General features: G+C 72.3%; 21 protein-coding genes. 13 read left to right on the top strand and 8 right to left on the bottom strand.

Going from position 1 to position 25,128, the window contains the following annotated elements; translation table 11 throughout:
* Positions 1–75 precede the first annotated feature (75 nt).
* Complete coding sequence (locus B7K25_RS04280; protein ID WP_159450107.1) at positions 76–645, top strand: helix-turn-helix domain-containing protein; 570 nt, start codon at positions 76–78, stop codon at positions 643–645.
* Here the strand turns inward: B7K25_RS04280 and B7K25_RS04275 are convergent.
* From B7K25_RS04275 to B7K25_RS04260, 4 genes are all read right to left on the bottom strand, one after another.
* A complete protein-coding gene (locus B7K25_RS04275) occupies positions 642–1,019 on the bottom strand; it encodes a DUF1304 domain-containing protein (protein ID WP_084104428.1) in 378 nt (125 codons plus the stop codon). The genes B7K25_RS04280 and B7K25_RS04275 overlap by 4 nt on opposite strands.
* 315 nt (positions 1,020–1,334) lie before the next feature.
* Entirely contained in the window at positions 1,335–3,257 is a 1,923-nt protein-coding gene (locus tag B7K25_RS04270) for an MFS transporter (RefSeq protein ID WP_159450106.1), read from the bottom strand.
* 215 nt (positions 3,258–3,472) lie between these two features.
* Entirely contained in the window at positions 3,473–4,687 is a 1,215-nt protein-coding gene (locus tag B7K25_RS04265; protein WP_084104426.1) for a sorbosone dehydrogenase family protein, read from the bottom strand.
* 41 nt (positions 4,688–4,728) lie between these two features.
* Positions 4,729–5,115: a VOC family protein gene (locus tag B7K25_RS04260; protein WP_084104425.1), complete on the bottom strand. Its 387-nt coding sequence runs from the start codon at positions 5,113–5,115 to the stop codon at positions 4,729–4,731.
* A gap of 151 nt (positions 5,116–5,266) precedes the next feature.
* Between B7K25_RS04260 and B7K25_RS04255 the strand changes: the two genes are divergently transcribed.
* The 3 genes from B7K25_RS04255 to B7K25_RS04245 all read left to right on the top strand — a co-directional run bounded on the left by B7K25_RS04255 (position 5,267) and on the right by B7K25_RS04245 (position 7,847).
* Positions 5,267–5,926: an RNA polymerase sigma factor gene (locus B7K25_RS04255; RefSeq protein ID WP_084104424.1), complete on the top strand. Its 660-nt coding sequence runs from the start codon at positions 5,267–5,269 to the stop codon at positions 5,924–5,926.
* The gene (locus tag B7K25_RS04250) at positions 5,923–6,849 is read left to right on the top strand and encodes a hypothetical protein (RefSeq protein WP_084104423.1); all 927 of its coding nucleotides are present in this window, start codon (positions 5,923–5,925) and stop codon (positions 6,847–6,849) included. The genes B7K25_RS04255 and B7K25_RS04250 overlap by 4 nt, the downstream gene beginning before the upstream one ends.
* A gap of 137 nt (positions 6,850–6,986) precedes the next feature.
* Positions 6,987–7,847, top strand: a complete 861-nt coding sequence (locus B7K25_RS04245; protein ID WP_084104422.1) for a hypothetical protein — start codon at positions 6,987–6,989, stop codon at positions 7,845–7,847.
* 71 nt (positions 7,848–7,918) lie between these two features.
* Here the strand turns inward: B7K25_RS04245 and B7K25_RS04240 are convergent, their stop codons facing one another.
* Positions 7,919–9,559: a DUF885 family protein gene (locus B7K25_RS04240; RefSeq protein ID WP_084104421.1), complete on the bottom strand. Its 1,641-nt coding sequence runs from the start codon at positions 9,557–9,559 to the stop codon at positions 7,919–7,921.
* Between the two features lie 250 nt (positions 9,560–9,809).
* On the opposite strand from B7K25_RS04240, the gene ileS reads away from it, so the two are divergent.
* Complete coding sequence (ileS, locus tag B7K25_RS04235) at positions 9,810–13,049, top strand: isoleucine--tRNA ligase (RefSeq protein ID WP_084104420.1); 3,240 nt, start codon at positions 9,810–9,812, stop codon at positions 13,047–13,049.
* Between the two features lie 190 nt (positions 13,050–13,239).
* Positions 13,240–14,679: a folylpolyglutamate synthase/dihydrofolate synthase family protein gene (locus B7K25_RS04230; protein ID WP_144018827.1), complete on the top strand. Its 1,440-nt coding sequence runs from the start codon at positions 13,240–13,242 to the stop codon at positions 14,677–14,679.
* Between the two features lie 140 nt (positions 14,680–14,819).
* Here B7K25_RS04230 and B7K25_RS04225 read toward each other — a convergent pair whose 3' ends face one another.
* Positions 14,820–15,500 carry a cyclase family protein gene (locus tag B7K25_RS04225; RefSeq protein WP_084104418.1) on the bottom strand — a complete coding sequence of 227 codons (681 nt, stop codon included), beginning with the start codon at positions 15,498–15,500 and terminating at the stop codon, positions 14,820–14,822.
* A 105-nt stretch (positions 15,501–15,605) separates the two neighbouring features.
* Here B7K25_RS04225 and B7K25_RS04220 point away from each other — a divergent pair, with 105 nt between their 5' ends.
* From B7K25_RS04220 to B7K25_RS04210, 3 genes are read left to right on the top strand one after another with little or no spacing between them, the layout of a single operon-like run.
* A complete protein-coding gene (locus tag B7K25_RS04220) occupies positions 15,606–17,012 on the top strand; it encodes a folylpolyglutamate synthase/dihydrofolate synthase family protein (RefSeq protein WP_084104417.1) in 1,407 nt (468 codons plus the stop codon).
* Positions 17,009–17,515 (top strand): DUF4233 domain-containing protein, encoded by a 507-nt coding sequence (locus B7K25_RS04215; RefSeq protein WP_084104416.1) that lies wholly within the window; start codon positions 17,009–17,011, stop codon positions 17,513–17,515. Before B7K25_RS04220 ends, B7K25_RS04215 begins: the two co-directional genes overlap by 4 nt.
* Positions 17,512–17,994, top strand: coding sequence for a hypothetical protein (locus B7K25_RS04210; protein ID WP_084104415.1), 483 nt, complete (start codon positions 17,512–17,514; stop codon positions 17,992–17,994). The genes B7K25_RS04215 and B7K25_RS04210 overlap by 4 nt, the downstream gene beginning before the upstream one ends.
* A 13-nt stretch (positions 17,995–18,007) precedes the next feature.
* On the opposite strand, the gene B7K25_RS04205 is transcribed toward B7K25_RS04210, so the two are convergent.
* A complete protein-coding gene (locus tag B7K25_RS04205) occupies positions 18,008–18,520 on the bottom strand; it encodes an adenine phosphoribosyltransferase (RefSeq protein ID WP_084104414.1) in 513 nt (170 codons plus the stop codon).
* A 197-nt stretch (positions 18,521–18,717) separates the two neighbouring features.
* Between B7K25_RS04205 and B7K25_RS04200 the strand changes: the two genes are divergently transcribed.
* The 4 genes from B7K25_RS04200 to smc all read left to right on the top strand — a co-directional run bounded on the left by B7K25_RS04200 (position 18,718) and on the right by smc (position 23,861).
* The gene (locus tag B7K25_RS04200) at positions 18,718–19,125 is read left to right on the top strand and encodes a hypothetical protein (RefSeq protein ID WP_084104413.1); all 408 of its coding nucleotides are present in this window, start codon (positions 18,718–18,720) and stop codon (positions 19,123–19,125) included.
* Positions 19,126–19,201: 76 nt separating this feature from the next.
* On the top strand, positions 19,202–19,624 hold the full coding sequence (gene ndk, locus B7K25_RS04195) for a nucleoside-diphosphate kinase (RefSeq protein WP_084104412.1): 423 nt from the start codon (positions 19,202–19,204) through the stop codon (positions 19,622–19,624).
* A complete protein-coding gene (locus B7K25_RS04190) occupies positions 19,621–20,235 on the top strand; it encodes a TIGR00645 family protein (protein WP_084104411.1) in 615 nt (204 codons plus the stop codon). The genes ndk and B7K25_RS04190 overlap by 4 nt, the downstream gene beginning before the upstream one ends.
* Before the next feature lie 65 nt (positions 20,236–20,300).
* Complete coding sequence (smc, locus tag B7K25_RS04185; protein ID WP_200807831.1) at positions 20,301–23,861, top strand: chromosome segregation protein SMC; 3,561 nt, start codon at positions 20,301–20,303, stop codon at positions 23,859–23,861.
* Positions 23,862–23,883: 22 nt separating this feature from the next.
* Here smc and B7K25_RS04180 read toward each other — a convergent pair whose 3' ends face one another.
* Positions 23,884–25,113 carry a hypothetical protein gene (locus B7K25_RS04180; RefSeq protein ID WP_144018826.1) on the bottom strand — a complete coding sequence of 410 codons (1,230 nt, stop codon included), beginning with the start codon at positions 25,111–25,113 and terminating at the stop codon, positions 23,884–23,886.
* Positions 25,114–25,128: the final 15 nt, after the last annotated feature.

The following is a 25,128-nucleotide window of genomic DNA, read 5'->3' as shown; positions in this document are numbered from 1 at the left end:
CAACGATGCGGAAATGCGCGGGAAACCGAAGGAATGTGTCCGATCCAGGGCTTTTGCGTGTCTAGACTCGCAAGCATGTCGAACGAGAGAGCGCGGCTGCTGCTGCATCCCGTCCGCATGAGGGTCGTGATCGCCCTGAGCGCGGACGACCTCACCACGCGCCAGATCGGCGAGCTCCTCAAGGACGTCCCGCAGGCTTCGCTTTATCGCGCGATCGCTCAGCTGCACGACGCGGAGATCATCGAGGTGGTCTCCGAGACACGGCGCGGAGGCGCGATCGAGCGCACCTACTCGATGGTCGCCGCGAACGCGGTGATGACTCCCGACACCTTCACCTCCGGCACGCCCGAGGAGCTGCTCGGCGCCGCCCAGACATTCGCCGACCTGATCGTGCAGTCGACCGCCGAGCACCTCGCCGTCGGGGGCGACGCCTGGCGTGAGGATCGCTTCGGCATGCGCCACGAGCCGCTGTGGCTCACGCGCGAGCAGCGCGACGAGCTGTCCGACGACCTCAAGGCTGTGTTCGACAAGCACCTGCAGCGCGAGCGCTCCGAGGACGCCAAGCTGTGGTCGATGATGGTGGCCGTGGTGCGATCGCAGACGGCCCCGCCGCTCGACCCGGCCTCGTCCCCGAGCGCCGACTAGAACGACTCGATCGCCAGGATCAGCAGCGCCAGGAGCGGCGCGACGCCCTGGATGAGCGTGCCGCGCCACATCCGCGGCGAGCGGCTGCGCAGCACCTGTGCGGCGCCGACCATGAACAGCAGCCCGAAGACCAGCAGGGCCACCTGGCCGCGGTCGAGCCACAGCCACACGCCCACGCCCGTGCCGATGCCGAGGAACAGGTTGTAGAAGCCCAGGTTGAAGAAGGCGGGGGAGAGCAGCTCGGCCTGCTCGGGCGTGCGGGCGCCGAAGATGCGGTGCACGGCTGGGCGCTTCCACAGCACCGCCTCGAGCACGAAGAAGCCCACGTGCAGCAGCGCGGCCAGGGAGGCGAAGACGACGACGAGCCAGTCCATGCCTCGCACAGTAGCGAGTGGGCGCACAGGACGCCTGTCAGCGCGCGCCACGGCCTGCGCGGGCGTCGCCGGCGCCTGAGACGCACGTGCCTCGCGGGCGCGTTGCGCTTGACGCGAGGCGTTCGAGCCCGGCACAGGCGTGAGCGATGCGCCCTCGCACGGCGGGCGCGAGCGACCCTCCGCTCACTCGCGAGCTGACCTCCGCCGACTTGCGAGCCGACCTCCGCCGACTTGCGAGCCGACCTCCGCCGACTTGCGAGCCGACCTCCGCCGACTTGCGAGCCGACCTCCGCCTACTCGCCAGCGGACCCGCACCTACTCGGCTGCGGTGGTCGGCGTCCCCTGACCTGCCTGCGCAGCCTGTGCGCGCTCGGCCTCCTGGCGCGCGCGACGGGCTTGGGCCTCGTGGCGGCGGGCCGATCCGCGCGCCTGACGCGCCGCCGCGTCCACGCGGCGGCTCCACTCGCCGCGGCGCTGGCGCAGCACCGTCGGGCTGATCGACCGCACCGGACGGGCGGGGCGGGTGGCCGCGCGCGTGGCGCGCTGTGCCTTGGCCTGCGCCTTGCGCCGCGATGCGAGGTGCGCCGCGCGCTGCTGACGTGCCTTGTAGCGCAGCCGCACCCGGCGCGGCACCTGGAGGAGCTCGACGGTGCGTCGGTCGACCGTGCCGATGGTGGCGACGGCCGCCAGCGTGAGCCCGAGCGAGACCACCGGCAGCCACGCGGTGCCGAACGACGCCACGATGGCAGCGCCGAGCAGCGGGCCGATCGCCGCGCCCGCGTTCATGGTGACCGTGTACGCGCCCGCGCCCATCTCGGTGCGCCACGGCGTGTGGCGCATCGCCCACGTGAGCAGGCCCGCGGTGATGATCGCCCAGCCCGTCGAGATGACCGCCTGCGCCGCGACCGCGGACCAGTCCTGGCGCAGCGCGAGCAGCACCCAGGACACGGCGATGAGGCCGGCGCCCACGCCGACGGTCTGGACGGCGTGACGCACGAGGAAGCGCCCCACGCTGAGGGTCGCCGCGACCGCGAGGGTGCCGCCGAGCGCGAAAAGCGCCGGGAGCATCGCCGAGGGCAGCCCCGCGACGTCCGTGTAGAACGGCACGATGTAGGTCCAGGTGACGGACATGCCGACGCTCGCGAGGAACGCGACGGCGAGCACGCGCGCGAAGGCCTTGCCCGAGGGCAGGTCGCCGACGGTGCCCGAGATGGGTCCGAGCGCCTTGACGGCCGGGAGCGTCATCACGGCCCCGACGGCGAGCACGACGCCGAAGCCGGCGAGCGCCCAGTACGGCGCCTGCCAGCTGAGCGACGCTCCGACCCACGTCATGAGGGGCGTGCCGAGCACGCCCGCGGCGGAGGCTCCCAGCATGATGGCGGTGACCGTGCGCGCCCTCAGGTGGGGCGCGAAGAGGCTCGCGGCGGTGGGCGCGACGATCGCCCAGAACAAGGCGTGCGCGGCAGCTGACACCACGCGGCCGGTGACGAGCATCGGCAGGCTGGTCGCGCTCGCGGCCACGACCACGCCGACCGTCCACGTGCCGATCGCGCCGGTCACCGCGGCCCGGCGGCTCCACCGGCGGGTCGCCATGGCCAGCGGGATCGCGGCGATGACGACGGTGAGCGCGAACGCCGTCGCGAGGATGCCGACGCTGGTCACCGGAACGCCGAGCCCGGCGGCGATGGGCGCGCTCATCGCGACCACGGACGCCTCGTTGACGCCGAACGCGAAGGCCGCCAGCGCGAGCGTCAACAGCGCGAGCTTGGCGCGCCGCGACGTCATCATCAGCGACTCGATGGTGCGAGTCGCGGCGACGGGCTCGTCGAGCACGACCGGCAGCGCGGACGTCGCCTGCGGGATCGCGACGGTCGTCGGGTCCACCTCGGCGGCTGGTGCGCCGATGCGCAGGCCCGCGCGCGCGAGGTCCTCCGTCAGCGGAGAGTTGGCCGTCGTGGGAGCGCCGAGGAGCGCGTCGCCGTCCGCCCCGTGGCCCGCGCCCGAGGCCCGGCTCCCGGAGTCAGCACCGCGCGAGCCGTTGTCGTAGGAGTCGTTGTCGTATGGGCCCGTGCCGAGCGGCTCGTCCACGAGCGGCAGCAGCGCGGTCGTCGCGTCGGTGAGGTCGAGCTCGGCGCTCGCCAGCTCGGCCTGCGCGGCGGCGACGTCGGGTTCGACGTCGTGCGAAGCGTCGCTCAGGCGGGGACGCTCGAGCTCCGCGGTGGGAGCACTGGGGCTCACGGCAACACTCCTTTCCGCGGCGTACCGGGCGAAGAACATGGGGGGACTGCACAACAACGTGCCCGGCGCGGTTCACGGATGGAGGCGCCTCCCGACACAACGGAGGGGAACGGGCGCGTGTTCCCGATGCTGCGGCACGGCCAGGCGGACCCCCCGGACGGGGTTGCGCCGGGGGACGGCGGGCCGATGCGCGCGCCGGCTCGGCTGCGCCCGCGTCAGCCCTCGAGGTCGAGGTCGACGCGTACGAGCCGGTCGTCGCCGTCACCCGGGCTACCGCGCCCGTCGGTGTTGTTCGTGAGCACGTGGAGCGCGCCGTCACCGTCGACCACGGCGGCGCGCACGCGGCCCAGGTCGTCGATGATCGCCTCCGGCTCCCCGAAGACCCCGTCGACGTACGAGACCCAGTGCAGCGCCTCGCCGCGCAGCGACGCGACGAACACGCCGGCCTCGGTCGCGGCGATCCCGCTCGGCGAGGACGCGGACGTGGGTCGCCACTCGGCCACGGGGTAGGTGAGCCCGTCGACGGTCGCGCCCAGCGCCGTGCCGTCCGGGGCGCCGATGAGCCCCTCGACGACGGGCCAGCCGTAGTTGGCGCCGGGCTCGATGACGTTCAGCTCGTCCGCGTCGGACTGCCCGAACTCCGAGGCGACCATCGTCCCGTCGGGCAGCCACGCGAGGCCCTGCACGTTGCGGTGGCCGTAGCTCCACACGCCGTCGCCGAACGGGTTGCCGGGAGCGGCGGAGCCGTCGGAATCCGAGCCGTCCGCGACCACGCGCAGGATCTTGCCGGCGAGCGAGCCCTGGTCCTGGGCGAGGTCGGGCTGGGCGGCGTCCCCCGTCGCGACGTACAGGAAGCCGTCGGGCCCGAAGGCGATCCGGCCGCCGTCGTGGTTGCGGGCCTTGGGGATGCCCGCGACCACGTCGACCGGCTCTGACAGCGTGTCGCCGTCGAGGCTCATGCGCACGACGGCGTTGCCGTCGCCGCGCGTGAGGTACGCGTACAGCACGTTCGGGTCGTCGGGCAGGAGCGCGAGGCCGAGCAGCCCCGCCTCGCCCGTCGCGTCGACGGCGGAGGCGAGCGCCTCGGCCCCTGGGCCCTCGAGCGGCGTGGCCGAGTCGCCGTCGATCCGCAGGATCCGCCCGGCGTCGCGCTCCGAGACGAGGGCCGAGCCGTCGGGAGCGAACACCGCCTCCCACGGCGCCGCGAGCCCGGTGGCGATGTCCGAGGTGCCCGCGACCGTCACGGTGGTCACCGGCGTGGTGACTCCCGGCGCAGAGGCGGACGGTGCCGCGCCGCCTGGGCCTGCCGTCACCCCCGGTTGCGTGTCCGAGGTGGCGGTGGGCGAGGACTCAGCGGGCGCATCGGCGCTGCAGGAGGCGAGCGCGAGGGCGCTCGCGGCGGCGAGGGCGGACAGGCGTGCGGCTCTCATGGAGGGGCAACCGCCAGCGCCCGGCCGCTGTTCCCGGCGCGTCAGGCGTCGACCGCGAGGATCGAGATCCAGTTGCCCGCCGGATCCTTGAACCACGCGGTCTCCGGCATCTCTCCGTTCGGGTCGCGCGCGACGCCGTCCTCGTCGGTCCACTCGAGCTGCTCGAGCCGGACGCCGGCCTCGACGAGCCGCCGGGCCGTGGCCGTGACGTCCTCGACGGGCAGCATGAGCACGGTGTGCGTCGCGGGGGCGTGGTCGTCCTTCTCGTAGACCAGGAACCGCGCGCCGTTGGGGAAGGACAGGGTCAGCATGGGCCCCATCGCGTCGTCGACCTGGGTGTCGATGCCCAGGACGTCGCCGTAGAACGCGGCCGCCTTCTCGACGGAGTCCGTCGAGAACGATCCGAAGGCCGGGCTGGAAGCGAGCATGGCTACCTCCTCGGTGAGTGTGCTGTCCTGCCAGTGTCGCTCGCGCAGCGCCGATGCGCAGGTTGGGAGATCTCACCCCCAACCTTTTCGCGGTCGGTGGTGTGATGGAGGTACGGGCGGCGCGCGAGCGCAGCCGCCAGAGGAGGACGCCATGGGGTCTCGGCGCACCGCGTCATGGCAGACGCAGTCGTGGGGAGCGACGCTCGAGACCCTGGTGCGCGAGCGGAGGGGAGCGCTCGTGGGCTACGCGTACGTGCTGTGCGGCGACAGGGCCGCGGCGGAGGACCTCGTGCACGAGTCGGTCGTGCGGACCTTCTCCCGCGGGCGGCGCCTGACCGACGCCCAGCACGCCGAGGCGTACGTCAAGCGGACCATCCGCAACCAGTTCCTCAACGAGCGCCGGCACGAGCGCCATGCGCGAGCGAAGGAGCACCTGGTCGCGGCGCCCGAGGTCGCGCCAGCGGACTCGCGGCTCGACGACTACGACGACCTGCGGCGCGCCCTCGCGCAACTGTCGCCGCGTCAGCGCGCCTGCGTGCTGCTGCGCTACTACGACGACCTGCCCATCGCCCACGTCGCCGACGAGCTGGGCCTGGGCGTCGGCACCGTCAAGCGCTACCTGCATGACGCGGCCGAGCGGCTCCGCGCCGCGCTCGGCGCAGAGGTCCCCGGGCTTGAGCCGACCGCGGCCGACGAGGTGTCCATCCACGCGACCGTGGAGACCACGGGCGAGGGGGCGCGCCAGCGGTGGTCGCGCCGGGCCGGCGCCGTCGGACGGACCGGACCCGCTGCTGTGAGGAGGATGCGATGACCGAGGACCTGCATTCGAGGCTCGGCGGACTGATCGAGGTGGAGGGTCGTGCGTCCGCGCCCGTGGCCGACGAGGTCGACCTGTACGCCGGGCAGATCCGGTCACGCAGGCGGGCCCGCACCATGCGGGGCTCGGCAGTCGCCGCGGCCGTGGTCGGCGTCGTCGCGGTGGGCGGCGTCGCGCTCCTCGGCGGCTGGCCCGACCGTGCCGCGGAGCCCGCGTCGACCATCGAGAGCATCATCGAGTTCGCGCCGTCCGTCGATGGCCTGGGGTTCGAGGCCGACGGCGCGGTGCTGCCCGCAGCCGCTGCCTATCGCGACGCGGCGCCCGCCGCGCAGCCCGTGGGATGCGCCGCGCTCGATGAGTACGCGCGACTGGTGCGGCCGGCGGACCTCTGGGCGTCGAGCACCGATGTCACGGTGCGCACCGGGATCGTGACGGACCCCGACGGCATCGCCCTCGCCCGGGTGACGTCACGGTGGTTCGTCGACGGAGGCGCTGAGGCCTTCGTCGACGACTTCGCGACCCTCGCGGCCCAGTGCGCCCCCGGATACGCGGGGCTCGGCGGCGAGGAGACGGCCGGTGCGACGACGGGCGACGGAAGCGCGCCGAGCGGGGCCGATGAGGGTGACGCGCAGGAGCCCGGCGGTGGCGAGGCTCCCGCTGTCGCCGGAGAGACCCGGTCCGCGGCGATCCTCTCCGTCGAGACTGGCGCTGTCCGCATCGCGGACGCTGAGGAGGACGCCGTGCGCGCGCGGCTCACCTTCGCCAACGGCGCGATCGTCGACCTCTACCTGCTGGGCGAGCGCGAGGCGGCGATCGCGGTCCTGACGCAGCAGCTTGAGCCGCACGACACCGACGCAGCCGCGGTGGAGGTGCTCGAGCAGTTCGCCGCTCAGGTGCTGGCCCGGACCGGCGGGTAGGGATCGTGTCCACAGCCGGTGTGGCACGCGCGGGCGAGGTCGGAGAGCCTCGGGGGGCAACCCCACGCTCGGGTCCGGTGTGGACACCCCGAGGGTCACGCGCCGAAGGGGCGCGGGCCGGGGACGGGGGAGTCGCCATGAACGGGATGCAGACCACGAGCACCGCACGCGTGAAGAGGAAGGCGCACCGCGAGCTCCGCACGCACGTGGGTCGAGAGCACCTGCGAAGAGGGTCGCGCCGGGCGGCGATCGCCGTGACGGCGGGCCTCGTCCTCACGGCGTGCAGCAGCGGCAGCGGCGACGAGGGCGACCTCGATCTCGCCGCCGTCGAGGAGGACCTCGTCGCCGCCAGCAACGAGGAGGCGCTCGCTGCCGTCACGGTGGAGCTGCCGGACTACCAGGCGCTGGCATGGGTCACGAGGCCCGAGAGGGCGGGGATCGTGCCCACGGAGGAGTACGCGCTGGACCTGGATCCGGCCGAGTGCCAGAGCATCCACCACGCCATTCGGCTGCGGACCGCGGACGACCGCGAGGCGTTCGAGGACGACCTCGTCTTCGAGTACGGGACGCTCCTGCACTCCAGCTGGATGGACGACGACGAGGCCAACGACGTCGCCGCAGCGCCGCCCGTGACCGTGGCCGTGCGCGAGTTCGCGGCATCGGACGTGCCGCAGCAGGTCGCTCAGGCGGCGCTCGACGGCGCCGCAGGCTGCGACGAGTACCGGCACGGGCCCGACGAGGACGGCGTCACCCTGGTGGTGAGCGAGATCGCCGCCACGTCGACGTCGGTCGACGGCGTCGAGGGCGACATGGTGCTCGTCACGGACACCTGGTCGTACGACGGGCTGAGCGAGGATGAGGCGTTCGAGCCTCAGCCCGAGTCGACCTACCTGTACCCGCATGAGCGGCTGGTGATCAAGGTGCTGCTCGGCGACGGGCCTGACGACGGGCTCGCTGCCGAGGTCATCTCCCAGGTCCTCGCTCAGGTCGACGCCTGAGCGGCGCTCGCCGACTGAAGGCTCGGCGAGGGAGCGCGCGTGGGTGCGGTGCTGCCCGAGCCCGAGCCCCGTCAGTCCGCGAGCACCTGCCGACGCGCGGTCGCGAGCGGCACCGAGCCGTAGCGGAGGAAGCGGTCGTGGAACTCGCGGATGTCGAAGCCGTCGCGCTCCTGGGCCTCGCGGCGCATGTCCATGATCTCGAGGCGGCCCACCATGTAGGCGAGGGCCTGCCCGGGCAGGCCGATGTACCGGTCGACCTCCTGCTCGATGTGTCCGCGGTCCATGGGGGTGTGGTCGACCATGTACTGGATGGCCTGCTCCCGCGACCAGCCGAGCGCGTGGATGCCCGTGTCGACCACCAGCCGGCAGGCGCGCAGCGAGTCGGCGCTGAGCATCCCGATGCGCGACAGGTCCGAGCCGTACAGCCCCATCTCGTCCGCGAGGCGCTCCGTGTACAGGCCCCAGCCCTCGGCGTAGGAGGTGGAGTGCAGCTCGCGCTGCACCTTGTGGATCGCCTGGTTCTCGGCGTTGAGCGCGAGGTGCTGGTGGTGGCCGGGGATGCCCTCGTGGAACACGATCGCCTCGAGCTCGTACGTCGACCACGCGTCCGGGTGCGAGGTGTTGAAGTAGAACGTGCCCACCTTGCCGGTGTCGGGGTCCGGCGCCGAGTAGTACGCCATCGCGCCGTAGGGCGTGGCCTCCACGAGGCACGGGGTCTGCGGCATGACCGCGAACCACTCCGGAGCCGCCGCCTCGGCCTTGCGCAGCGCGGCCTCGGCATCCGCGACCAGCGTCGCCGCGTCGGTGTACCTCATCGACCGGTCGTCGCGCAGCCGCGCGTAGATCTCTGACACGTCCGTCGTGCCGAGCACCGGGCCGGCGATCTCCCGGTACTCCTCCTCGAGCGCGGCGACCTGGTCGAGCCCCAGCTGGTGGATCTCCTCACCCGTGCGGTCGAGGAGCAGGTGGCTGAAGATCTTGTCCCGGTAGACCTCTGCGCCGCCGGGCAGGTGCACCAGCCCGGGCCGCTCATCGGGCATGCCGCGCTCGGCGAGCGCCCGCAGCGACTCCTCGAACGCCGCGAGGCCAGGGCGCACCACCTCGCTGATGACGCGTGCACGCTCGGCGACCCACGCTGATCTCGCGTCCTCGTCGAGCTCGGTGGGCGGGGCCTGGGCAGCGAGACGGTCCTCCGGTCCCTCCGGCGAGCCCAGGTAGGCCGCGACCGTATCGGCGCTCGCGGTGAGGTGGCTCTCGAGCGCGACCACGCCCTCGTCGGCCGAGTCGCTCGCGACCTGGGCCATCTGGTCGAGCGCGCGCGGCATCCCGCGGAGCTTCGCGAGGTAGTCCTCGCCGTGCTGGGCCGTGGCGAGGGGGAAGTTGTCGACGAAGGACAGCGCGAGCTCGAACACGCCCATCTTGGGGTTGAGCGCCTCGAGCTCCGTCACCCAGGTGGCGCCGCGCGCCATCGACTCGGCCGTGGCGACGATCGTGTCGCGCAGCGCGACCCGCTGCGGGTCGTCGCCGACCTCGAGCGCGGCGGCCCGGGCGGCGAACTCGCGGGCCCGCGTGACGCGTGACGCCGTGCCCACCACCGAGTAGTCGTCCCACTCGGCGAGGTGCTCGAGCTTGCCCGCCCACATGAGGTCCGTGGGATGGGCGGCGAGGGAGAAGGCGTAGAACTCGTCGGCAAGGTCGGTGAGGTCGCTCATGTCCCGAGCCTAGGTCTCTCGGGACGGGCATGCCCGTCCCGTACACTGGTGGGCAGCAGCGTCGACCCGGCCATCACCGGTGAGCTTGCGGAAGAACGGAAGGGCGCATCGGCCCCTCTCAGTAGAACCGCACGGGCAGCCCGTCACAGCGAGCAAGAGCGGCACCCGCAGGGTGCAAGCGGGGTGGTACCGCGCACCGGGATCCGGGGCGTCCTCGCCAAGAGTTGACGCCAGGACCACCGAAGGAATCATGAGCACGTACCCCCAGCATCGGCCCGACGCCGAGGTGCCCGCATCGCCCGCCTTCCCCTCCATCGAGGAGGACGTGCTCGCGTACTGGAAGGCCGACGGCACATTCCAGGCGTCGATCGACAACCGCGCGGACGCGGACGAGTACGTCTTCTACGACGGCCCGCCCTTCGCGAACGGCCTGCCGCACTACGGCCACCTGCTCACCGGCTACGCCAAGGACGTGGTGCCGCGCTTCGAGACCATGCGCGGCAAGAGGGTCGAGCGCCGGTTCGGCTGGGACACCCACGGCCTGCCCGCCGAGCTCGAGGCGGAGCGGATCCTCGGCATCACCGACAAGTCGCAGATCGAGGAGATGGGCATCGCCCAGTTCAACAAGGCCTGCCGCGACTCGGTGCTGAAGTACACCCAGGAGTGGGAGGAGTACGTCACCCGCCAGGCCCGCTGGGTGGACTTCGAGAACGACTACAAGACCCTCGACGTGACCTTCATGGAGTCCGTGATCTGGGCCTTCAAGTCGCTGTACGACAAGGGCCTCGCGTATGAGGGCCACCGCGTGCTGCCGTACTGCTGGCGCGACGAGACCCCGCTGTCCAACCACGAGCTGCGCATGGACGACGACGTCTACCAGATGCGCCAGGACCCGGCCCTGACGGTGCTGCTGCCGCTCGACCCCGCGTCGGTCGCCGCGTCCGCGCTGTCGGGCGACGACGCGGCCGCGCTCGAGGGCGCATCGGCGGTCATCTGGACCACCACGCCGTGGACGCTGCCCAGCAACCTCGCCGTCGCCGTCGGACCCGAGATCGAGTACGTGGTCGTCTCGCCCATCGAGGGTGAGTGGACCGGGCGCCGCGTGGTGCTCGCCGCGTCGCGCCTGGGCGCCTACGCCCGCGAGCTGGGCGCCGAGCCGACTGTGCTCGCGCGCATCCCGGGCGCCGCGCTCGCCGGGCTGCACTACCAGCCTCCCTTCGGCTACTTCACGGACGGCGCCAACGCGCACCAGGTGCTCGCCGCCGACTTCGTGTCGACCGAGGACGGCACCGGCATCGTGCACCTCGCGCCGGCGTTCGGTGAGGACGACGCCGCGGTGTGCGCCGAGGCCGGCATCGAGACCGTGATCCCCGTCGACTCCAAGGGACGCTTCACGAGTCAGGTCCCTGACTACGTGGGCCAGCAGGTGTTCGACGCCAACACGCCCATCATCCGCGACCTCAAGACGTACGGCGTCGTCCTGCGGCACGAGACCTACGACCACAGCTACCCGCACTGCTGGCGCTGCCGCAACCCGCTGATCTACCGCGCGATCGGCTCGTGGTTCATCCGCGTCAGCGAGTTCCGCGACCGCATGGTCGAGCTCAACGAGGACATCACCTGGGTGCCCGAGCACATCAAGCACGGGCAGTTCGGCAAGTGGCTCGAGGGCGCCCGCGACTGGTCGATCTCCCGCAACCGCTACTTCGGCACGCCCATCCCGGTATGGGTGTCGGACTCCGAGGAGCACCCGCGCGTCGACGTGTACGGCTCGCTCGAGGAGCTCGAGCGCGACTTCGGGCGCCTGCCGCTGAACGAGGAGGGCCAGCCGGACCTGCACCGCCCGTACATCGACGACCTCACCCGCCCCAACCCGGACGACCCGACGGGGCAGTCGACCATGCGCCGCATCCCCGACGTGTTCGACGTGTGGTTCGACTCGGGCTCGATGCCGTTCGCGCAGGTGCACTACCCGTTCGAGAACGGCGACTGGTTCGACGGCCACAACCCGGCGGACTTCATCGTCGAGTACATCGGCCAGACCCGTGGCTGGTTCTACGTCATGCACGTCCTCGCGACCGCGCTGTTCGACCGGCCGGCGTTCTCGACGTGCGTGTCGCACGGCATCGTGCTCGGCTCCGACGGACGCAAGATGTCCAAGTCGCTGCGCAACTACCCGGACGTCAACGAGGTGTTCCACCGCGACGGCTCCGACGCCATGCGCTGGTTCCTCATGCGCAGCCCCATCCTGCGCGGCGGCAACCTCGTCGTCACCGAGGAGGGCATCCGCGAGGGCGTGCGCGAGGTGATGCTGCCGCTGTGGAGCTCGTACTACTTCTTCACCCTCTACGCAGGCGCGTGCGCCGGGGGCGAGGGCTACGTCGCCTCGCCCGTGAGGGCCGATGCGGTTCCCGGCCTTCCCGTCATGGACCGGTACGTCCTCGCCAAGACGGCGGAGCTGGTCGACGAGGTCACGGCCCAGCTCGACGTCTACGACGTCCCGGGAGCCTCGGACACCCTGCAGGGCTTCATGGACCTCCTGACGAACTGGTACGTGCGCACCCAGCGCGACCGGTTCTGGGAGGAGGACGCCGCCGCCTTCGACACGCTCTACACGGTGCTCGAGACTGTGACGCGCGTCGCGGCGCCGCTGCTGCCGCTCGTCTCGGAGGAGATCTGGCGCGGGCTCACCGGCGGCCGCTCGGTCCACCTCACCGACTACCCGGAGGTGCCCGACGCCTGGCGTGACGCGTCGCTCGGCGACGTCATGGATCAGGTGCGCGAGGTGGTCTCGACCGCGCACGCGCTGCGCAAGAAGGAGCAGATCCGCGTGCGCCAGCCGCTCGCCCGCCTCGAGGTGGCCGTGGCCGATCCCGCATCGCTGTCCGACTACGCCGCGCTCATCGGGACCGAGCTCAACGTCAAGGACGTCGCGCTCACCGGCATCGACGCGTTCGCCGCGGCGCACCCCGTCGAGCAGCGCCTCACCGTCAACGCCCGCGCGGCCGGCCCGCGCATCGGCAAGGACGTCCAGGCCGCGATCAAGGGCTCGAAGACGGGCGACTGGTCGGTCTCGGAGTCCGGCGGGCTGGTGTCCGGCGGCATCGCGCTGGTCGAGGGCGAGTACGAGCTCGCGACCGTGATCGGCGGCGGCGACGAGGATGCGCAGGAGGCCGCGGCAGTGCTGCGCGGCCCCGACGGCGCGGGTGGCTTCGTGCTGCTCGACACCGCGCTCACCGAGGCCCTCGAGGCCGAGGGCTACGCGCGCGACGTCGTCCGCTCCGTCCAGGACACCCGCAAGGCCGAGGGCCTCAACGTGTCCGACCGGATCCGCCTCACGCTGCGCGTTCCCGTGGACCGCGTGGGAGCCGTGGAGGCATGGCGCGAGCTCATCTCGCGCGAGACCCTGGCCGTCGATCCGGCCACCGGCGACGCTCAGATCGAGGTCATCGCGGGCACCGAGCTCGACGTCGCGGTCGCGAAGCTGTAGCGACGCGCGCGGCGCGGCGTCCCCCTCGCGGGATGCCGTGCCGCGATCGCCTCTCGATAGGGTCATCTACCAGGCATGACGCTGGTGGTGCGACGGCCAGCCGGGCGACGATCCGAGGTGCAGCCCCGCGCCAGAAAATTCACCCTCTGTTTGGTCCTCAGGAGCGCGTGAGAGGCCGCACAATATCCTGGTGAATCTCCCTTCCATGGTCGGGCTCAGCCCGGCCGACGCCGAGCGTCAGATCGACGCGCTGATCTTCTCCCGCCCCACCCACGGCGACCACGACGCCAAGATGCGTCGCGTCGCGGAGGCCCTCGCGATCCTGGGCGATCCCCAGACGCAGCTCCGCGCGGTCCACGTCACCGGAACCAACGGCAAGACGTCGACCAGCCGCATGATCGAGTCGCTGCTGCGCTCCCACGGACTCCGCACGGGCCTGTTCACCTCGCCACACCTGACGACGTTCCGTGAGCGCATCCAGATCGACGGCCAGCCCCTGCCGCAGGAGTCCCTCCAGCGCCTCTGGGAGCGCGTCGCCCCCGTCATCAACGCGGTGGACGCGCGCTCGCTCGCCGCGGGCGGGCCGCACATGAGCTTCTTCGAGGTGCTGACGGTGCTGGGGATGGTCGCCTACGCGGACGCCGAGGTCGACGTCGCGGTGATCGAGGTCGGCATCGGCGGCTCCCGCGACGCCACCAACGTGGTCCACGGCGAGGTCGCGGTCCTGACTCCCATGGCCGAGGACCACTCGAACTACTTCGTCGGTGGCATCACCGGCGTCGCGACCGAGAAGTCGGGGATCATCAAGTCCGGCGCCGTGGTCGTGTCCGCGACCCAGCCGGTGGTCGCCGAGGACATCATCCGCGCGCACGCCGCGCTGCGGGACGCCTCGCTGCGCTGGGAGGGGTTGCACCACGACCTCCTCGCCCGAGAGGCGAGCCCCGCCGGCCAGGTCGTGACGCTGCGCACGCTGAGCGGGACGCACGAAGGCGTGCTGGTGCCGCTGCACGGCGACTTCCAGGCGCAGAACGCGCTCGTCGCTCTCGCCGCGACCGAGGCCGCGCTCGAGCTGCGCGGGCTCGAGCTCGACGACGCCGCCGTCGCCCGCGGCTTCGCCGGCTCGACTTCACCCGGGCGTCTCGAGGTGATCGCCGCCGAGCCGACCATCGTCGTCGACGCCGCTCACAACCCGCACGGCGTCACCGCGCTCGCGGGAGCGATGGGGGAGACGTTCGGCTTCGAGTCGGTGGTCGGCGTCGTCGCGGTGCTCGCAGACAAGGACGGCGACGGCATCCTCGCGGGCCTCGAGCCCGTGGTCGACCACGTGATCGTGACGCAGACCTCGTCGCCTCGCGCGACGCCGGTCGCCGAGCTCGCGGCCGCGGCCGTCGACGTCTGGGGACCCGAGCGAGTGACGGTCGCGGACTCCGTCGCCGAGGCCCTCGACCTCGCGACCTCCATGGCGATCGCGCGCGATGGCGAGTGCGGCGTGCTCGTGGCTGGCTCGATCACGCTCGTCGCCGAGGCGCGTCGCCTCGTGCAGCGCGTCCACGAGGCCGAGGTGGCGCACGAGGCGCCCCGCGGGCTCGCGGATGCGGGCGAGTCGTCGACCGAGGCGGTGCCTGCCTAGCGCGCGTCGAGCCGGTGGCGGCTCGCCGACGTGCGGATCGGTGCTCGCCACCGTTCGGCTCGGTTCTCACGAGCTGGCTGCGCGGACCCCACACGCGTCCGGCTCGGCCGCCGAGGAGTCGACGGCGCTCGTCGACTCCGCTACTCGACCTGAGCCACGACGCGCACGGGCGACGTCGCCAGACCGACGAACGGCAGCGGGAGCGCGGTGAGGGCGAACCCCGCGGCGGGCAGCGCCGCGAGGTTCGTGAGGTGCTCGATGATGGGCACGCCGGCCGCCAGCAGGGTGGAGTGAACGGGCCGGTCGTCGCCCTCGGTCGAGTCGATGTTGGGCGAGTCGATGCCCACGAGCGCGCACCCCGACGCCGCCAGCAGCTCCGCGGCCCCGCTCGTGAGGTGCGGGTGTCCGCCCACGTAGTCGGGCCGGCCGAACCGCTCCGACCACCCCGTGCGCACGAGCACCGCCCGGCCCGCGAGCTCCAGCCCGGCGAACGCATCGGCGTCGACGGCGCGGGCGTCGCTCGCACGGGAGTCGAGCGCGTCTGGGACGTCGACGACCACCCCGGGCACCGCGGTGAGGCGGGCGAGGTCGATGCCGAGCGCATCAGCGCCGTCGGCGTACCGATGCAGCGGGGCGTCGAGGTACGTCCCCGTGCCGCCGATGATGTCGAGATGGCTGAAGGCGAAGCTCGTCCCCTCGGCGTAGAGCTCCTCGGTGTCCTCGTGGGTGCGCCACCAGCCGATGCGCGCCGCAGGCTGCCCCGGGGTGGTCACCGTGCCGTCGGCGATGGGGTGGGAGAGGTCGACGATGCGCGTGGTCATGGCGCGACGATAGCGACACGGCGGCGCGACCCCGAGTCGCCCCTGGTCCCGCGCTCGTCCTCGCGGGTGAGGCGTGCGCCCGCGCACGCGTGGGAGACTTGTCGCATGCCTGACGCCAGCGACCTCACGCTCGGCGGCCTCACCCCCGACGAGGCCGAGCGCGAGATCTACAGCCACATCCTCAGCCGCAACCCCGAGCACGACTTCGAGCCCACGCTCGACCGCGTGCGGGAGGTCACCGAGCTCCTGGGCCGCCCCCAGGACGCCTTCAAGGTGGTCCACCTCACGGGAACCAACGGCAAGACGTCCACCGCGCGCATGGTCGAGTCCCTCGTCCGCGAGCACGGACTGCGCACCGGACTGTTCACGTCCCCGCACCTCAGCACCGTGCGCGAGCGGATCCAGATCGACGGCGAGCCCATCGCCCAGGACGCGTTCATCCGCCTCTGGCAGGACGTCGCGCCGATCGTCCACCTCGTCGACGCCCGCTCGGCCGAGAACGGCGGACCGCGCCTGAGCTTCTTCGAGGTGCTCGTGGTGCTCGCCTACGCCGCGTTCGCCGACGCCCCTGTCGACGTCGCGGTCATCGAGGTCGGCATGGGCGGCGTGTGGGACGCCACCAACGTGGCCGACGGCGACGTCTCCGTCATCACGTCGGTCTCGCTCGACCACCAGCAGTGGCTCGGCGACGACCTCGCGGGCATCGCTCGCGAGAAGGCCGGCATCATCAAGGACGGCGCGACCGCGGTCATCGCCGAGCAGACCGATGCGGTCACGCCCGTGCTGCTCGAGGCCGTCGCCTCGCGCGGAGCGACGGCGCTGTGGGAGGGCGACGCCCTCGAGGTGGTCGACCGCCAGCCCGGCGTGGGCGGCCAGCTCGTGACGCTGCGCACGCCCGCGGCGACCTACGCGGAGATCTTCGTCCCGCTGTACGGCGACTACCAAGCGCGCAACGCGCTTCTCGCGCTCGCGGCCGTCGAGGCGCTCATGGCCGATGGTGGCGAGCCGTCGGCGCTGTCCGGGGAGACCGTCGAGCAGGGCTTCGGTGCGGTCACCTCACCCGGCCGGCTCGAGGTGGTCCGCACCTCGCCCATGGTCCTCGTGGACGTCGCCCACAACCCGGCCGGCATCGACGCGCTCGTCGGCGCGCTCGAGGAGTCCTTCGCCTTCCAGGCGCTCGTCGGCGTGGTCGGCGTGCTCGCCGACAAGGACGCCGAGGGCATCCTCGCGGGACTCGAGCCCGTGCTGGACCACGTGGTGATCACCTCGTCGACCTCGCCGCGCGCCGTCCCCGCAGACGAGCTCGCCGAGATCGCCCGCGACGTCTTCGGCGAGGACCGCGTGAGCGTCGCGAGCGACCTGCCCGACGCCATCGACCGCGCGGTCCAGGCCGCCGAGCGGGACCACGACATGGGCGCGGGCGTCCTCGTCGTCGGCTCCGTCACGGTCGTGTCCGAGGCGCGCATCCTCATGAACGCCGACAAGCGCAAGGGGGCGGGCCAGGCCCGATGACCGAACCCACCCAGCCCACGCCGCCCGAGACGGCGGCGCCGCGCCCGGCGAGCGCATCGGCCCTCCCGGGCGACACGACCCCCGACGCGGATGCGGCGCCCACCAAGCCGCAGCGGCCCGCGACCCTGGTGTTCACTCAGGCGGTGCTGCTGCTCGAGGCCTTCGTCGCGCTGTTCGCGACGCTCGTCGCGTGGAGCTTCGCCCGCACCGGCCTCGTCGACGCGGACCCCGTGTGGATGCTCGTTCTTGGACTGCTGCTCATGCTGGCGCTCGGCTACGCGTCGGGCCAGCAGAAGAAGCGGTGGGGGCGCTGGCTCGGATGGATCCTGCAGGTGCCGCTGCTCGTCGGCGGCATCATCGACCCGATGATCGCCGTGATCGGCGCGGTGTTCCTCATCATCTGGATCATGGCGCTGCGCCTGGGCGGGCGCATCGACCGCGAGCGCAAGGAGCGCGACGAGGCCGCTGCACAGGGTGCCGGGAACGGAGAGGACGCCCCGTGACGACCAAGTCCTTGGTCCGGCGCGCAGGCGCGCTCATCATCACGGGCATCGTCGGCCTCACGATGCTGTTCTACGCGCTCGAGCGCACGAGCCTCGTCACCTTCGCCGAGGGAGCCGGGGCCCGGCCGCCGTTCCGGATCTACCTGACGCTCTTCGTCGGCCTCGCGATCGTCAACCTGTGCGTCTTCTACGGGTTCAAGATGTGGGCGCGGTACGTGCGCGAGCACCCCGACACGCGGCACCTGCCGATCTGGTTCCTGCTGACGATCCTCGTGATCGGGGGTGGCGCGCTCATCACCGCGGTCGCCACCCATGCGGGGTACCTCCGCGGGCTGGACACCATGCCCGAGGCGCCCAACATGGGGTACGTGGGCTTCCAGGTGATCGCCGCAGCCTTCGTCCTCATCCCGCTGGTGCTGCTGTGCGCGCGCTTCGCGCCCGGGTACAAGCGGGCCGTGGGTGCTCCGCAGCCGGAGTAGGGAACAGCGGGCGTCAGTCGATCGGGGGCACCCGCACCACGGAGTGCACGCCGTGTCCCGCGAGCGCCTCGCGCCCGCCCAGGCCCTCGAGCTCGAGCAGGAACCCGAACTGCACGTCTGCGGCGCCCGCGCGGCCCAGCATCTCGGCCACGGCGCTCGCTGTGCCACCCGTGGCGAGCACGTCGTCGATGACGAGGACGCGCTTGCGCTCGATGCCGGCAGGGGAGAGGACGAGGTCCGACGCGCCGTACTCGATCTCCGTGGAGGACTCGAGCAGCTCGCCGGGCATCTTGCCCTTCTTGCGCACCATCGACATGCCGACGTCGAGTCGCTGGGCGACCACCGGCGCGAAGATGAAGCCGCGCGCGTCGACGCCGACGACGATGTCGACGGGCTCCGCCGGCATGAGCGCGGCGCACGCCGTCGCGAACTTCGACGGGTCCGCGAGGATGGGGCTGATGTCGTAGAAGAGAATGCCCGGCACCGGGAAGTCGGGGTACGTGGCGAAGTCGTCGAGCGTGATCACGCCACCATGCTCCCACCCGCGGCGTCCTCGCGGGAAACCCTGGACGTAACAGGGGGTTCTCGCTAGCCTGGCGCCACATCGAACCTCGGGGGTGGGGACATGATCGGTGCATGCGCGTGTGCGCGAAGACTCGGGATGGCGCCGTCGCGCGGACGCCTCGGACCGGCGGCCCGCAGGACCCCCGGAGTCGCGGCGTCATGAGTGGCTGGCGAACCCGACGCGCCGCGCGGCTCGCTCTGGTCGAGCTCGAGCTGGTCGAGCGCTCCGTCGACGTCAGCATCAAGCGAGTGTCGGGCGCCCGTCACGATCGCGGCACGCCCGAGGCGCGCACGACGCGCGTCCAGTTCTCGACGCGGCTACCGGGCGCGATCGGCGCCTACCGGCACGCGTTCGAGCGACTCGACCGGCTGGGGGCGACATCCACCGTCGCCGCCACCTGCCCGCGCTACCGGCAGGCACGGACGCACGCCGAGGCGGCCATGACCCGGCTGGACGACCCGCACCTGACGATCCACGACGCGCTCGAGACCCTCGACGAGCTGCGCACCCCCTTCGGCGCGGTGCTCGAGTCCTACCGCGAGGCGCTCGCAGACCTCGTGGCGTGAGCCGGGCAGCGGTGCTGCGCACGACCGCGCCCGTACGCGTGCGCGACCCGGCCGGCCACCCCTTAGGCTGTGCGCCATGACGGAACGCACCCTCATCCTCGTCAAGCCCGACGGCGTCCAGCGCGGACTGTCGGGAGAGATCCTGCGCCGCATCGAGGCCAAGGGCTACACGCTCGTGGCCGTCGAGCTGCGCCAGGCGACCCCCGAGCTGCTCGAGCAGCACTACGCCGAGCACGTCGGCAAGCCCTTCTACGAGCCGCTCGTCGAGTTCATGCTGTCCGGCCCCACGCTCGCCGTGGTCGCCGAGGGCGAGCGCGTCATCGAGGGCTTCCGCTCGCTCGCGGGTGCCACGGACCCCACGACGGCCGCGCCCGGCACCATCCGCGGCGACTTGGGCCGCCAGTGGCCCACCAAGGTCCTCCAGAACCTCGTGCACGGCTCGGACTCGGAGGAGTCGGCCGCCCGCGAGATCTCGATCTGGTTCCCGGGCCTCGCGTGAGCAGGTTCGAGGATGGGCTCGAGAGGAGCCTGTTCGCCAGCCGGTGGCTGCTCGCGCCTCTCTACGTCGGGCTGCTCGTCGGCCTCGTGATGGTCGGCATCAAGTTTTTCTCGCAGCTCTGGTACATGATCGATACCTTCACGCTGTCGAAGACCGCCGAGGACGTCACCGTCGAGATCCTCACGCTCATCGACATCGCCCTGCTGGGCAACCTCATCCTCATCGTGATCTTCGCGGGCTACGAGAACTTCGTCTCGAAGATCAAGGTCGCCGAGGGCTCCGAGGACCGCCCGTCGTGGATGGGCACCGTCGACTTCTCGGGCCTCAAGATGAAGCTGATCGGCTCGCTCGTCGCCATCTCGGTGATCCTGCTGCTGAAGGACTTCGTCGACGCCGACCCCGAGGGCGGCAAGCCCATGGACTACGAGGCTGTCGGTTGGCGCATCGGCCTGCACTTCACCTTCGTCATCTCGGGCGTGTTGTTCGCGGTCATGGACTACTGGGGCGCCAAGCGCCAGGCGCTGCTCATGGACACCAAGCTCAAGGCGAAGGGCTTGAACCCGGAAGCCCTGACGGAGGAGGCGGCCGTGTCCGCCTCCGACGCCAAGTAGCGCCGATGCGCGTGCAGGCGGGGTGGCCTCGTCACCTTTCGTGCCTGGTCCCCTAGGCTGAGCGCGTGCACCTCAAGACGCTGACGCTGCGCGGCTTCAAGTCGTTCGCGTCCGCCACGACCCTCGACTTCGAGCCGGGCGTCACGTGCGTGGTGGGGCCCAACGGCTCCGGCAAGTCCAACGTGGTCGACGCGCTCGCGTGGGTCATGGGCGAGCAGGGTGCCAAGACGCTGCGCGGCGGCAAGATGGACGACGTCATCTTCGCCGGCACGTCCGGCCGCGCGCCGCTCGGCCGCGCCGAGGTGTCGCTCACGATCGACAACACCGACGGCGCGCTGCCGATCGACTACACCGAGGTGACGATCACCCGCACCCTGTTCAGGTCGGGCGGCTCGGAGTACGCGATCAACGGTTCGAGCTGCCGCCTGCTCGACATCCAGGAGCTGCTGTCGGACTCCGGGCTGGGTCGCGAGATGCACGTCATCGTCGGCCAGGGCCAGCTCGACGCGGTGCTGCGCGCCACCCCCGAGGACCGCCGCCACTTCATCGAGGAGGCCGCGGGCATCCTCAAGCACCGCCGCCGCAAGGACAAGGCGCTGCGCAAGCTCGACGCGATGCAGGGCAACCTCACCCGCGTGCAGGACCTCACGGCGGAGATCCGCCGTCAGCTGGGACCGCTCGGCAAGCAGGCCGAGGTCGCTCGTGCCGCGCAGCGCATCCAGATCGACCTGCGCGACGCGCGCGCGAGGCTGCTGGCCGACGACCTCGCCCAGCTGCAGGCGACGCTCGAGCAGGAGCAGGCCGACGAGACCGCCCTCAACCAGCGCAAGGCCGAGGTAGAGAAGGCGCTCGGAGACGCCCGTGCACGACTCGCCGACCTCGAGCGCGCATCGGCCGAGGCGACGCCCGCCCTCACCAAGGCGAACGACACGTACTACCGACTGAGCGCCATCCGCGAGCGCCTGCGCAACCTGTCGGGTCTCGCCGAGGAGCGCCTGCGCATGCTCGGCGGCGTCGCGCACGAGGCGCCTCCGACCGACCTCGTCGACCTGGACGAGCAGCTCGAGCGGGCGCGCGACGCGAAGGCGGAGCTCGACGCCGAGGTCGCCCAGGCCGCGACGGCGCTCGAGGGCGCCGAGGCCGCCCGCGCCGAGGCCGAGGAGACCGCGCTCGCCTCCGAGCGTCACCTCGCCAACCTGCTGCGCTCCGTGGCTGACCGCCGCGAGGGCGTCGCTCGCCTGGCCGGCGACGTGGCCGCACGCCGCAGCCGCGTCGAGGCCGCGGAGGCGGAGATCGGCCGCCTGCGCGAGGGCCTCGCCGACGCCGAGCGACGCGCCCACGAGGCGACCACCGAGTTCCAGCACCTCGAGACGCAGGTCGCGTCCGTCGAGGAGGGCGAGGAGGACCTCGACGACGCGCACGAGGCCGCGACCGAGGAGTGGGACGAGGCCAAGACCGCGCTCGAGACCCTCAAGGACGCCCTCAACGCCGCGATGCGCGAGCGCGACACCTGGGCCGCGAAGGTCGAGGCGCTCGACATGTCCCTCGCCCGCAAGGACGGTGCCGGGGCGCTGCTCGCCGCCGGATCGAAGTCCGTCCGTGGCACGGTCGCGGCGCTCATCGAGGTGGGGGCAGAGGCCGAGGACGCGATCGCCGCGGCGCTCGGCGCGCTCGCCGACGCGCTCGCCGTCGACTCGGTCGAGGACGCCGTCGACGCGATCCGGTGGCTGCGCGACGAGGACGCGGGCCGCGCGCGGTTCGTCGTGGCCGACAGCTCCGCCACGGTCACGAACCCGGCGATCGCGCTGCCGTCCGGCGCGGCGTGGGCGTCGGAGCTCGTCTCCGGGCCCGCGGGCATCGTGGACACCGTCCGCGCCTCCCTGTCGGGCGTCGTGGTCGTGGACGACCTCGCCGCCGCGCGCTCCTTGGTCGGGGCGCACCGCGAGGTGGTGGCGGTCACCCGCCGCGGCGACCTGCTGAGCTCGCAGAACGCCTCCGGCGGCGCGGGCGACGCCCCCAGCGTGTTGCACATGCAGGCCGCGCACGACGAGGCCAAGGCCAAGCGCGACGCCGCGACGGCGACGGTCGAGACCACGACGTTCGAGATCCGCGCCGCCGAGGAGCGGGCATCGCAGGCCCGCACCCGCTTCGAGATGACGCTCGAGCGCCTCAACGAGTCCGACGCGCGCATGTCAGCGGTCGCCGAGCAGCTGGGCCACCTGGGTGCGTCCGCGCGGGCGGCGAAGGCCGACGGCGAGCGCCTGCAGAGCCAGATCGTCGCGGCGCAGGAGCGCATGGCCGAGCAGTCCGACGAGCTCAAGAGCCTCGCCGAGCGCCTCGCCGCCGCGCAGGCGGAGCCCGAGCAGACCGAGTCCGACACCAAGGACGCCCAGTCCCAGCGCGACGACGACGAGGCCGAGGCCCGCGCGTCGCGCGCCCGCGAGACCGAGGCCCGGCTCGCCCTGCGCACCGCCGAGGAGCGCGCCCGCGCGCTCGCCGCGCGCGCCGAGTCGCTCGAGCGGGCCGTGGTGGCCGAGCGCGACGCCCGCGCCCGCGCCGAGGAGGCCGCGAAGCGCCGCGAACGTCAGGCTCAGGCGGCCCGCGAGGTGATCGCCGGGACGGCCGATGCGCTCGCCGCCATCGACGTGTCCGTCGCCAAGGCGGACGACGCCAGGGCGGCGGCGGAGGAGGCGCGCTCGGAGCGCACCTCCGAGCTGTCCCAGGTGCGCCAGCTCGTGGAGCAGCACGCCGACGAGCAGCGCCGGCTCACCGACGACGCGCACCGCGACGAGGTCGCCCGCGCGCAGCAGCAGGTGCGCCTCGAGCAGCTGGAGCAGCGCTCGGTCGACGAGCTGTCGATGGACCCCTCCCAGCTGGTCGAGGAGTACGGTCCCCACCTGCCCGTGCCGCTGACCGCAGAAGAGCCGGACCCCGAGTCGGGGGAGCAGCCCACCGAGCCGTACGTCCGTGAGCGGCAGGAGAAGCGCCTGCGGGTCGCCGAGCGCGAGATGCGCCAGCTGGGCCAGGTCAACCCGCTCGCGCTCGAGGAGTTCGCCGCGCTCGAGGAGCGCCACACGTTCCTCCAGACGCAGCTGAGCGACATCAAGAGGTCGCGCGAGGACCTCCTCGAGATCGTCCGCGAGATCGACGAACGCGTCGAGAAGATCTTCGTCGAGGCCTTCGACGACACCAAGCGCCAGTTCGACCGCATCTTCCCCCGGCTGTTCCCCGGCGGCGAGGGCAAGCTCGTGCTCACCGACCCCAAGAACATGCTCGAGACCGGCATCGAGGTCGAGGCGCGGCCCGCCGGAAAGAAGGTCAAGCGCCTGTCGCTGCTGTCCGGCGGCGAGCGCTCCCTCACGGCGGTGGCGCTGCTGGTGGCGATCTTCAAGGCGCGCCCCAGCCCCTTCTACGTCATGGACGAGGTCGAGGCGGCGCTCGACGACGCGAACCTCGGCCGCCTGCTGGAGATCTTCACGGAGCTCCAGGAGGACAGCCAGCTCATCGTCATCACGCACCAGAAGCGCACCATGGAGATCGCGGATGCGCTCTACGGCGTGACGATGCGCGGCGACGGCGTGACGACGGTCATCAGCCAGCGGCTCAAGGACGAGGGCGCCGCCTGAGCCGACGGCGGCGGCGTGACGGCTACGGCGCTTCGACGCGGATGTCGTAGTCGGCAGCCGTGCCCGCGAAGTAGGTCGTCACGGCGACCAGCCAGGTCCCGGCCGGGAGCGTCTGGTCGATGCGCGGGTCGAAGTTCGCGAGCACGTCGATCTCGGGGTTCTCGTCGGCCCACGCGATCCGGTACGGCGCGCCCGCGTCGAAGCCGATGACCTCGAGCACCAGGTCCTGGTCCGTGAGCGTGGCCGCCTCGATCGCCACGCGGTCGGTCTCGCCGGTGGTGAGGCACAGATATGTGACCTCACCCTCCACGGTGATCGCATCGCCGACCACCAGGGGCGCGGCGTCGGCGCAGGTCTGCTCCGTGACGTCGGCGTGCAGCGAGGTCACGTCGGCGCTGCGGAACAGGTCCGCGTCGTCGTCGACGTAGATCTCGAACGCGCCCGGCGGCACGTCGAACCATGCCGTGGCCTCGAGCAGGTAGGTGCCGGGGTCGAGGTCGAGCGACATCTCCGGGTCGAACCCGAGCTCGTCGTCGGCCGAGCGCACGAGCGTGCCGTCGGCGTCGTACAGCGCGAGCTGCAGGTCGGGCGACTCCTCGTCGGACGGGTCCTCGGAGGCCAGCCCCAGCTTGACGAACGATGCCGCGGTGACGTCGACGCAGGCGTAGGTGGCCGCATCGGCGCCCTCCACGGTCAGGGGCGCGTCGTCCGCGACCCACGGCACCGTGTCGCCGCACGCCTCGACAGAGGGTAGGTCGGCGGCTGCCTCCTCGGTGGGCTCGCCGTCGCTGCCGGCGGGGAAGGTCGCCGTGTAGATCAGGAACGGCGGCAGCGGGTCCTCGGTGCTCGAGACCTCGATGACGTACACGCCCGGGTCGAGCGTGATCCCCACCTCGGGGTCCCAGCCGGGCTCGCTGGTCGCGGCCGTGAGCTCGGTCAGGTCCGCGTCGAGCAGCGTGACGGTGAGGTTCGCGCCCTCCTCGAGCGCGGCGGCGCCGACGGTGACCTGCAGCGCCTCTTCGATCACGAAGCATGTGCGGGGCTCGGGCTCGACCACCTGCGTGTCGAGTTCGATAGGATAGGCGTCGATGCCGCCGCAGGCATCGTCCGCCACGGGCGACGCCGATGGGCTCGGCGCCACCTCACCCGCGGGTCGCGCGAGGAGCCAGATCACGGCCGTCGCGCCGACCACCGCGAGCGCGATCGCCGCCGGCCACACCCAACGTCTGGGGGTCCGCTGAGCGTTGTCCATGGTGGGAGGGTAGCC

This window comes from Demequina sp. NBRC 110056 (assembly GCF_002090155.1).
GTDB lineage: Bacteria > Actinomycetota > Actinomycetes > Actinomycetales > Demequinaceae > Demequina.
The sequence above is the reverse complement of the archived record's forward strand: the minus strand, read 5'-3'. Positions and strand labels throughout refer to the sequence as shown.

What these genes read in the sequence shown, in the direction of transcription:
- B7K25_RS04280 (WP_159450107.1), top strand. Translation starts at nt 76, where the DNA reads ATGTCGAACGAGAGAGCGCGGCTGCTGCTGCATCCCGTCCGCATGAGG.
- B7K25_RS04265 (WP_084104426.1), bottom strand. Translation starts at nt 4,687, where the DNA reads ATGAGAGCCGCACGCCTGTCCGCCCTCGCCGCCGCGAGCGCCCTCGCG.
- B7K25_RS04250 (WP_084104423.1), top strand. Translation starts at nt 5,923, where the DNA reads ATGACCGAGGACCTGCATTCGAGGCTCGGCGGACTGATCGAGGTGGAG.
- ileS (WP_084104420.1), top strand. Translation starts at nt 9,810, where the DNA reads ATGAGCACGTACCCCCAGCATCGGCCCGACGCCGAGGTGCCCGCATCG.
- B7K25_RS04240 (WP_084104421.1), bottom strand. Translation starts at nt 9,559, where the DNA reads ATGAGCGACCTCACCGACCTTGCCGACGAGTTCTACGCCTTCTCCCTC.
- B7K25_RS04215 (WP_084104416.1), top strand. Translation starts at nt 17,009, where the DNA reads ATGACCGAACCCACCCAGCCCACGCCGCCCGAGACGGCGGCGCCGCGC.
- B7K25_RS04200 (WP_084104413.1), top strand. Translation starts at nt 18,718, where the DNA reads ATGAGTGGCTGGCGAACCCGACGCGCCGCGCGGCTCGCTCTGGTCGAG.
- B7K25_RS04225 (WP_084104418.1), bottom strand. Translation starts at nt 15,500, where the DNA reads ATGACCACGCGCATCGTCGACCTCTCCCACCCCATCGCCGACGGCACG.
- ndk (WP_084104412.1), top strand. Translation starts at nt 19,202, where the DNA reads ATGACGGAACGCACCCTCATCCTCGTCAAGCCCGACGGCGTCCAGCGC.
- B7K25_RS04255 (WP_084104424.1), top strand. Translation starts at nt 5,267, where the DNA reads ATGGGGTCTCGGCGCACCGCGTCATGGCAGACGCAGTCGTGGGGAGCG.
- B7K25_RS04180 (WP_144018826.1), bottom strand. Translation starts at nt 25,113, where the DNA reads ATGGACAACGCTCAGCGGACCCCCAGACGTTGGGTGTGGCCGGCGGCG.
- B7K25_RS04275 (WP_084104428.1), bottom strand. Translation starts at nt 1,019, where the DNA reads ATGGACTGGCTCGTCGTCGTCTTCGCCTCCCTGGCCGCGCTGCTGCAC.
- B7K25_RS04220 (WP_084104417.1), top strand. Translation starts at nt 15,606, where the DNA reads ATGCCTGACGCCAGCGACCTCACGCTCGGCGGCCTCACCCCCGACGAG.
- B7K25_RS04260 (WP_084104425.1), bottom strand. Translation starts at nt 5,115, where the DNA reads ATGCTCGCTTCCAGCCCGGCCTTCGGATCGTTCTCGACGGACTCCGTC.
- B7K25_RS04245 (WP_084104422.1), top strand. Translation starts at nt 6,987, where the DNA reads ATGAACGGGATGCAGACCACGAGCACCGCACGCGTGAAGAGGAAGGCG.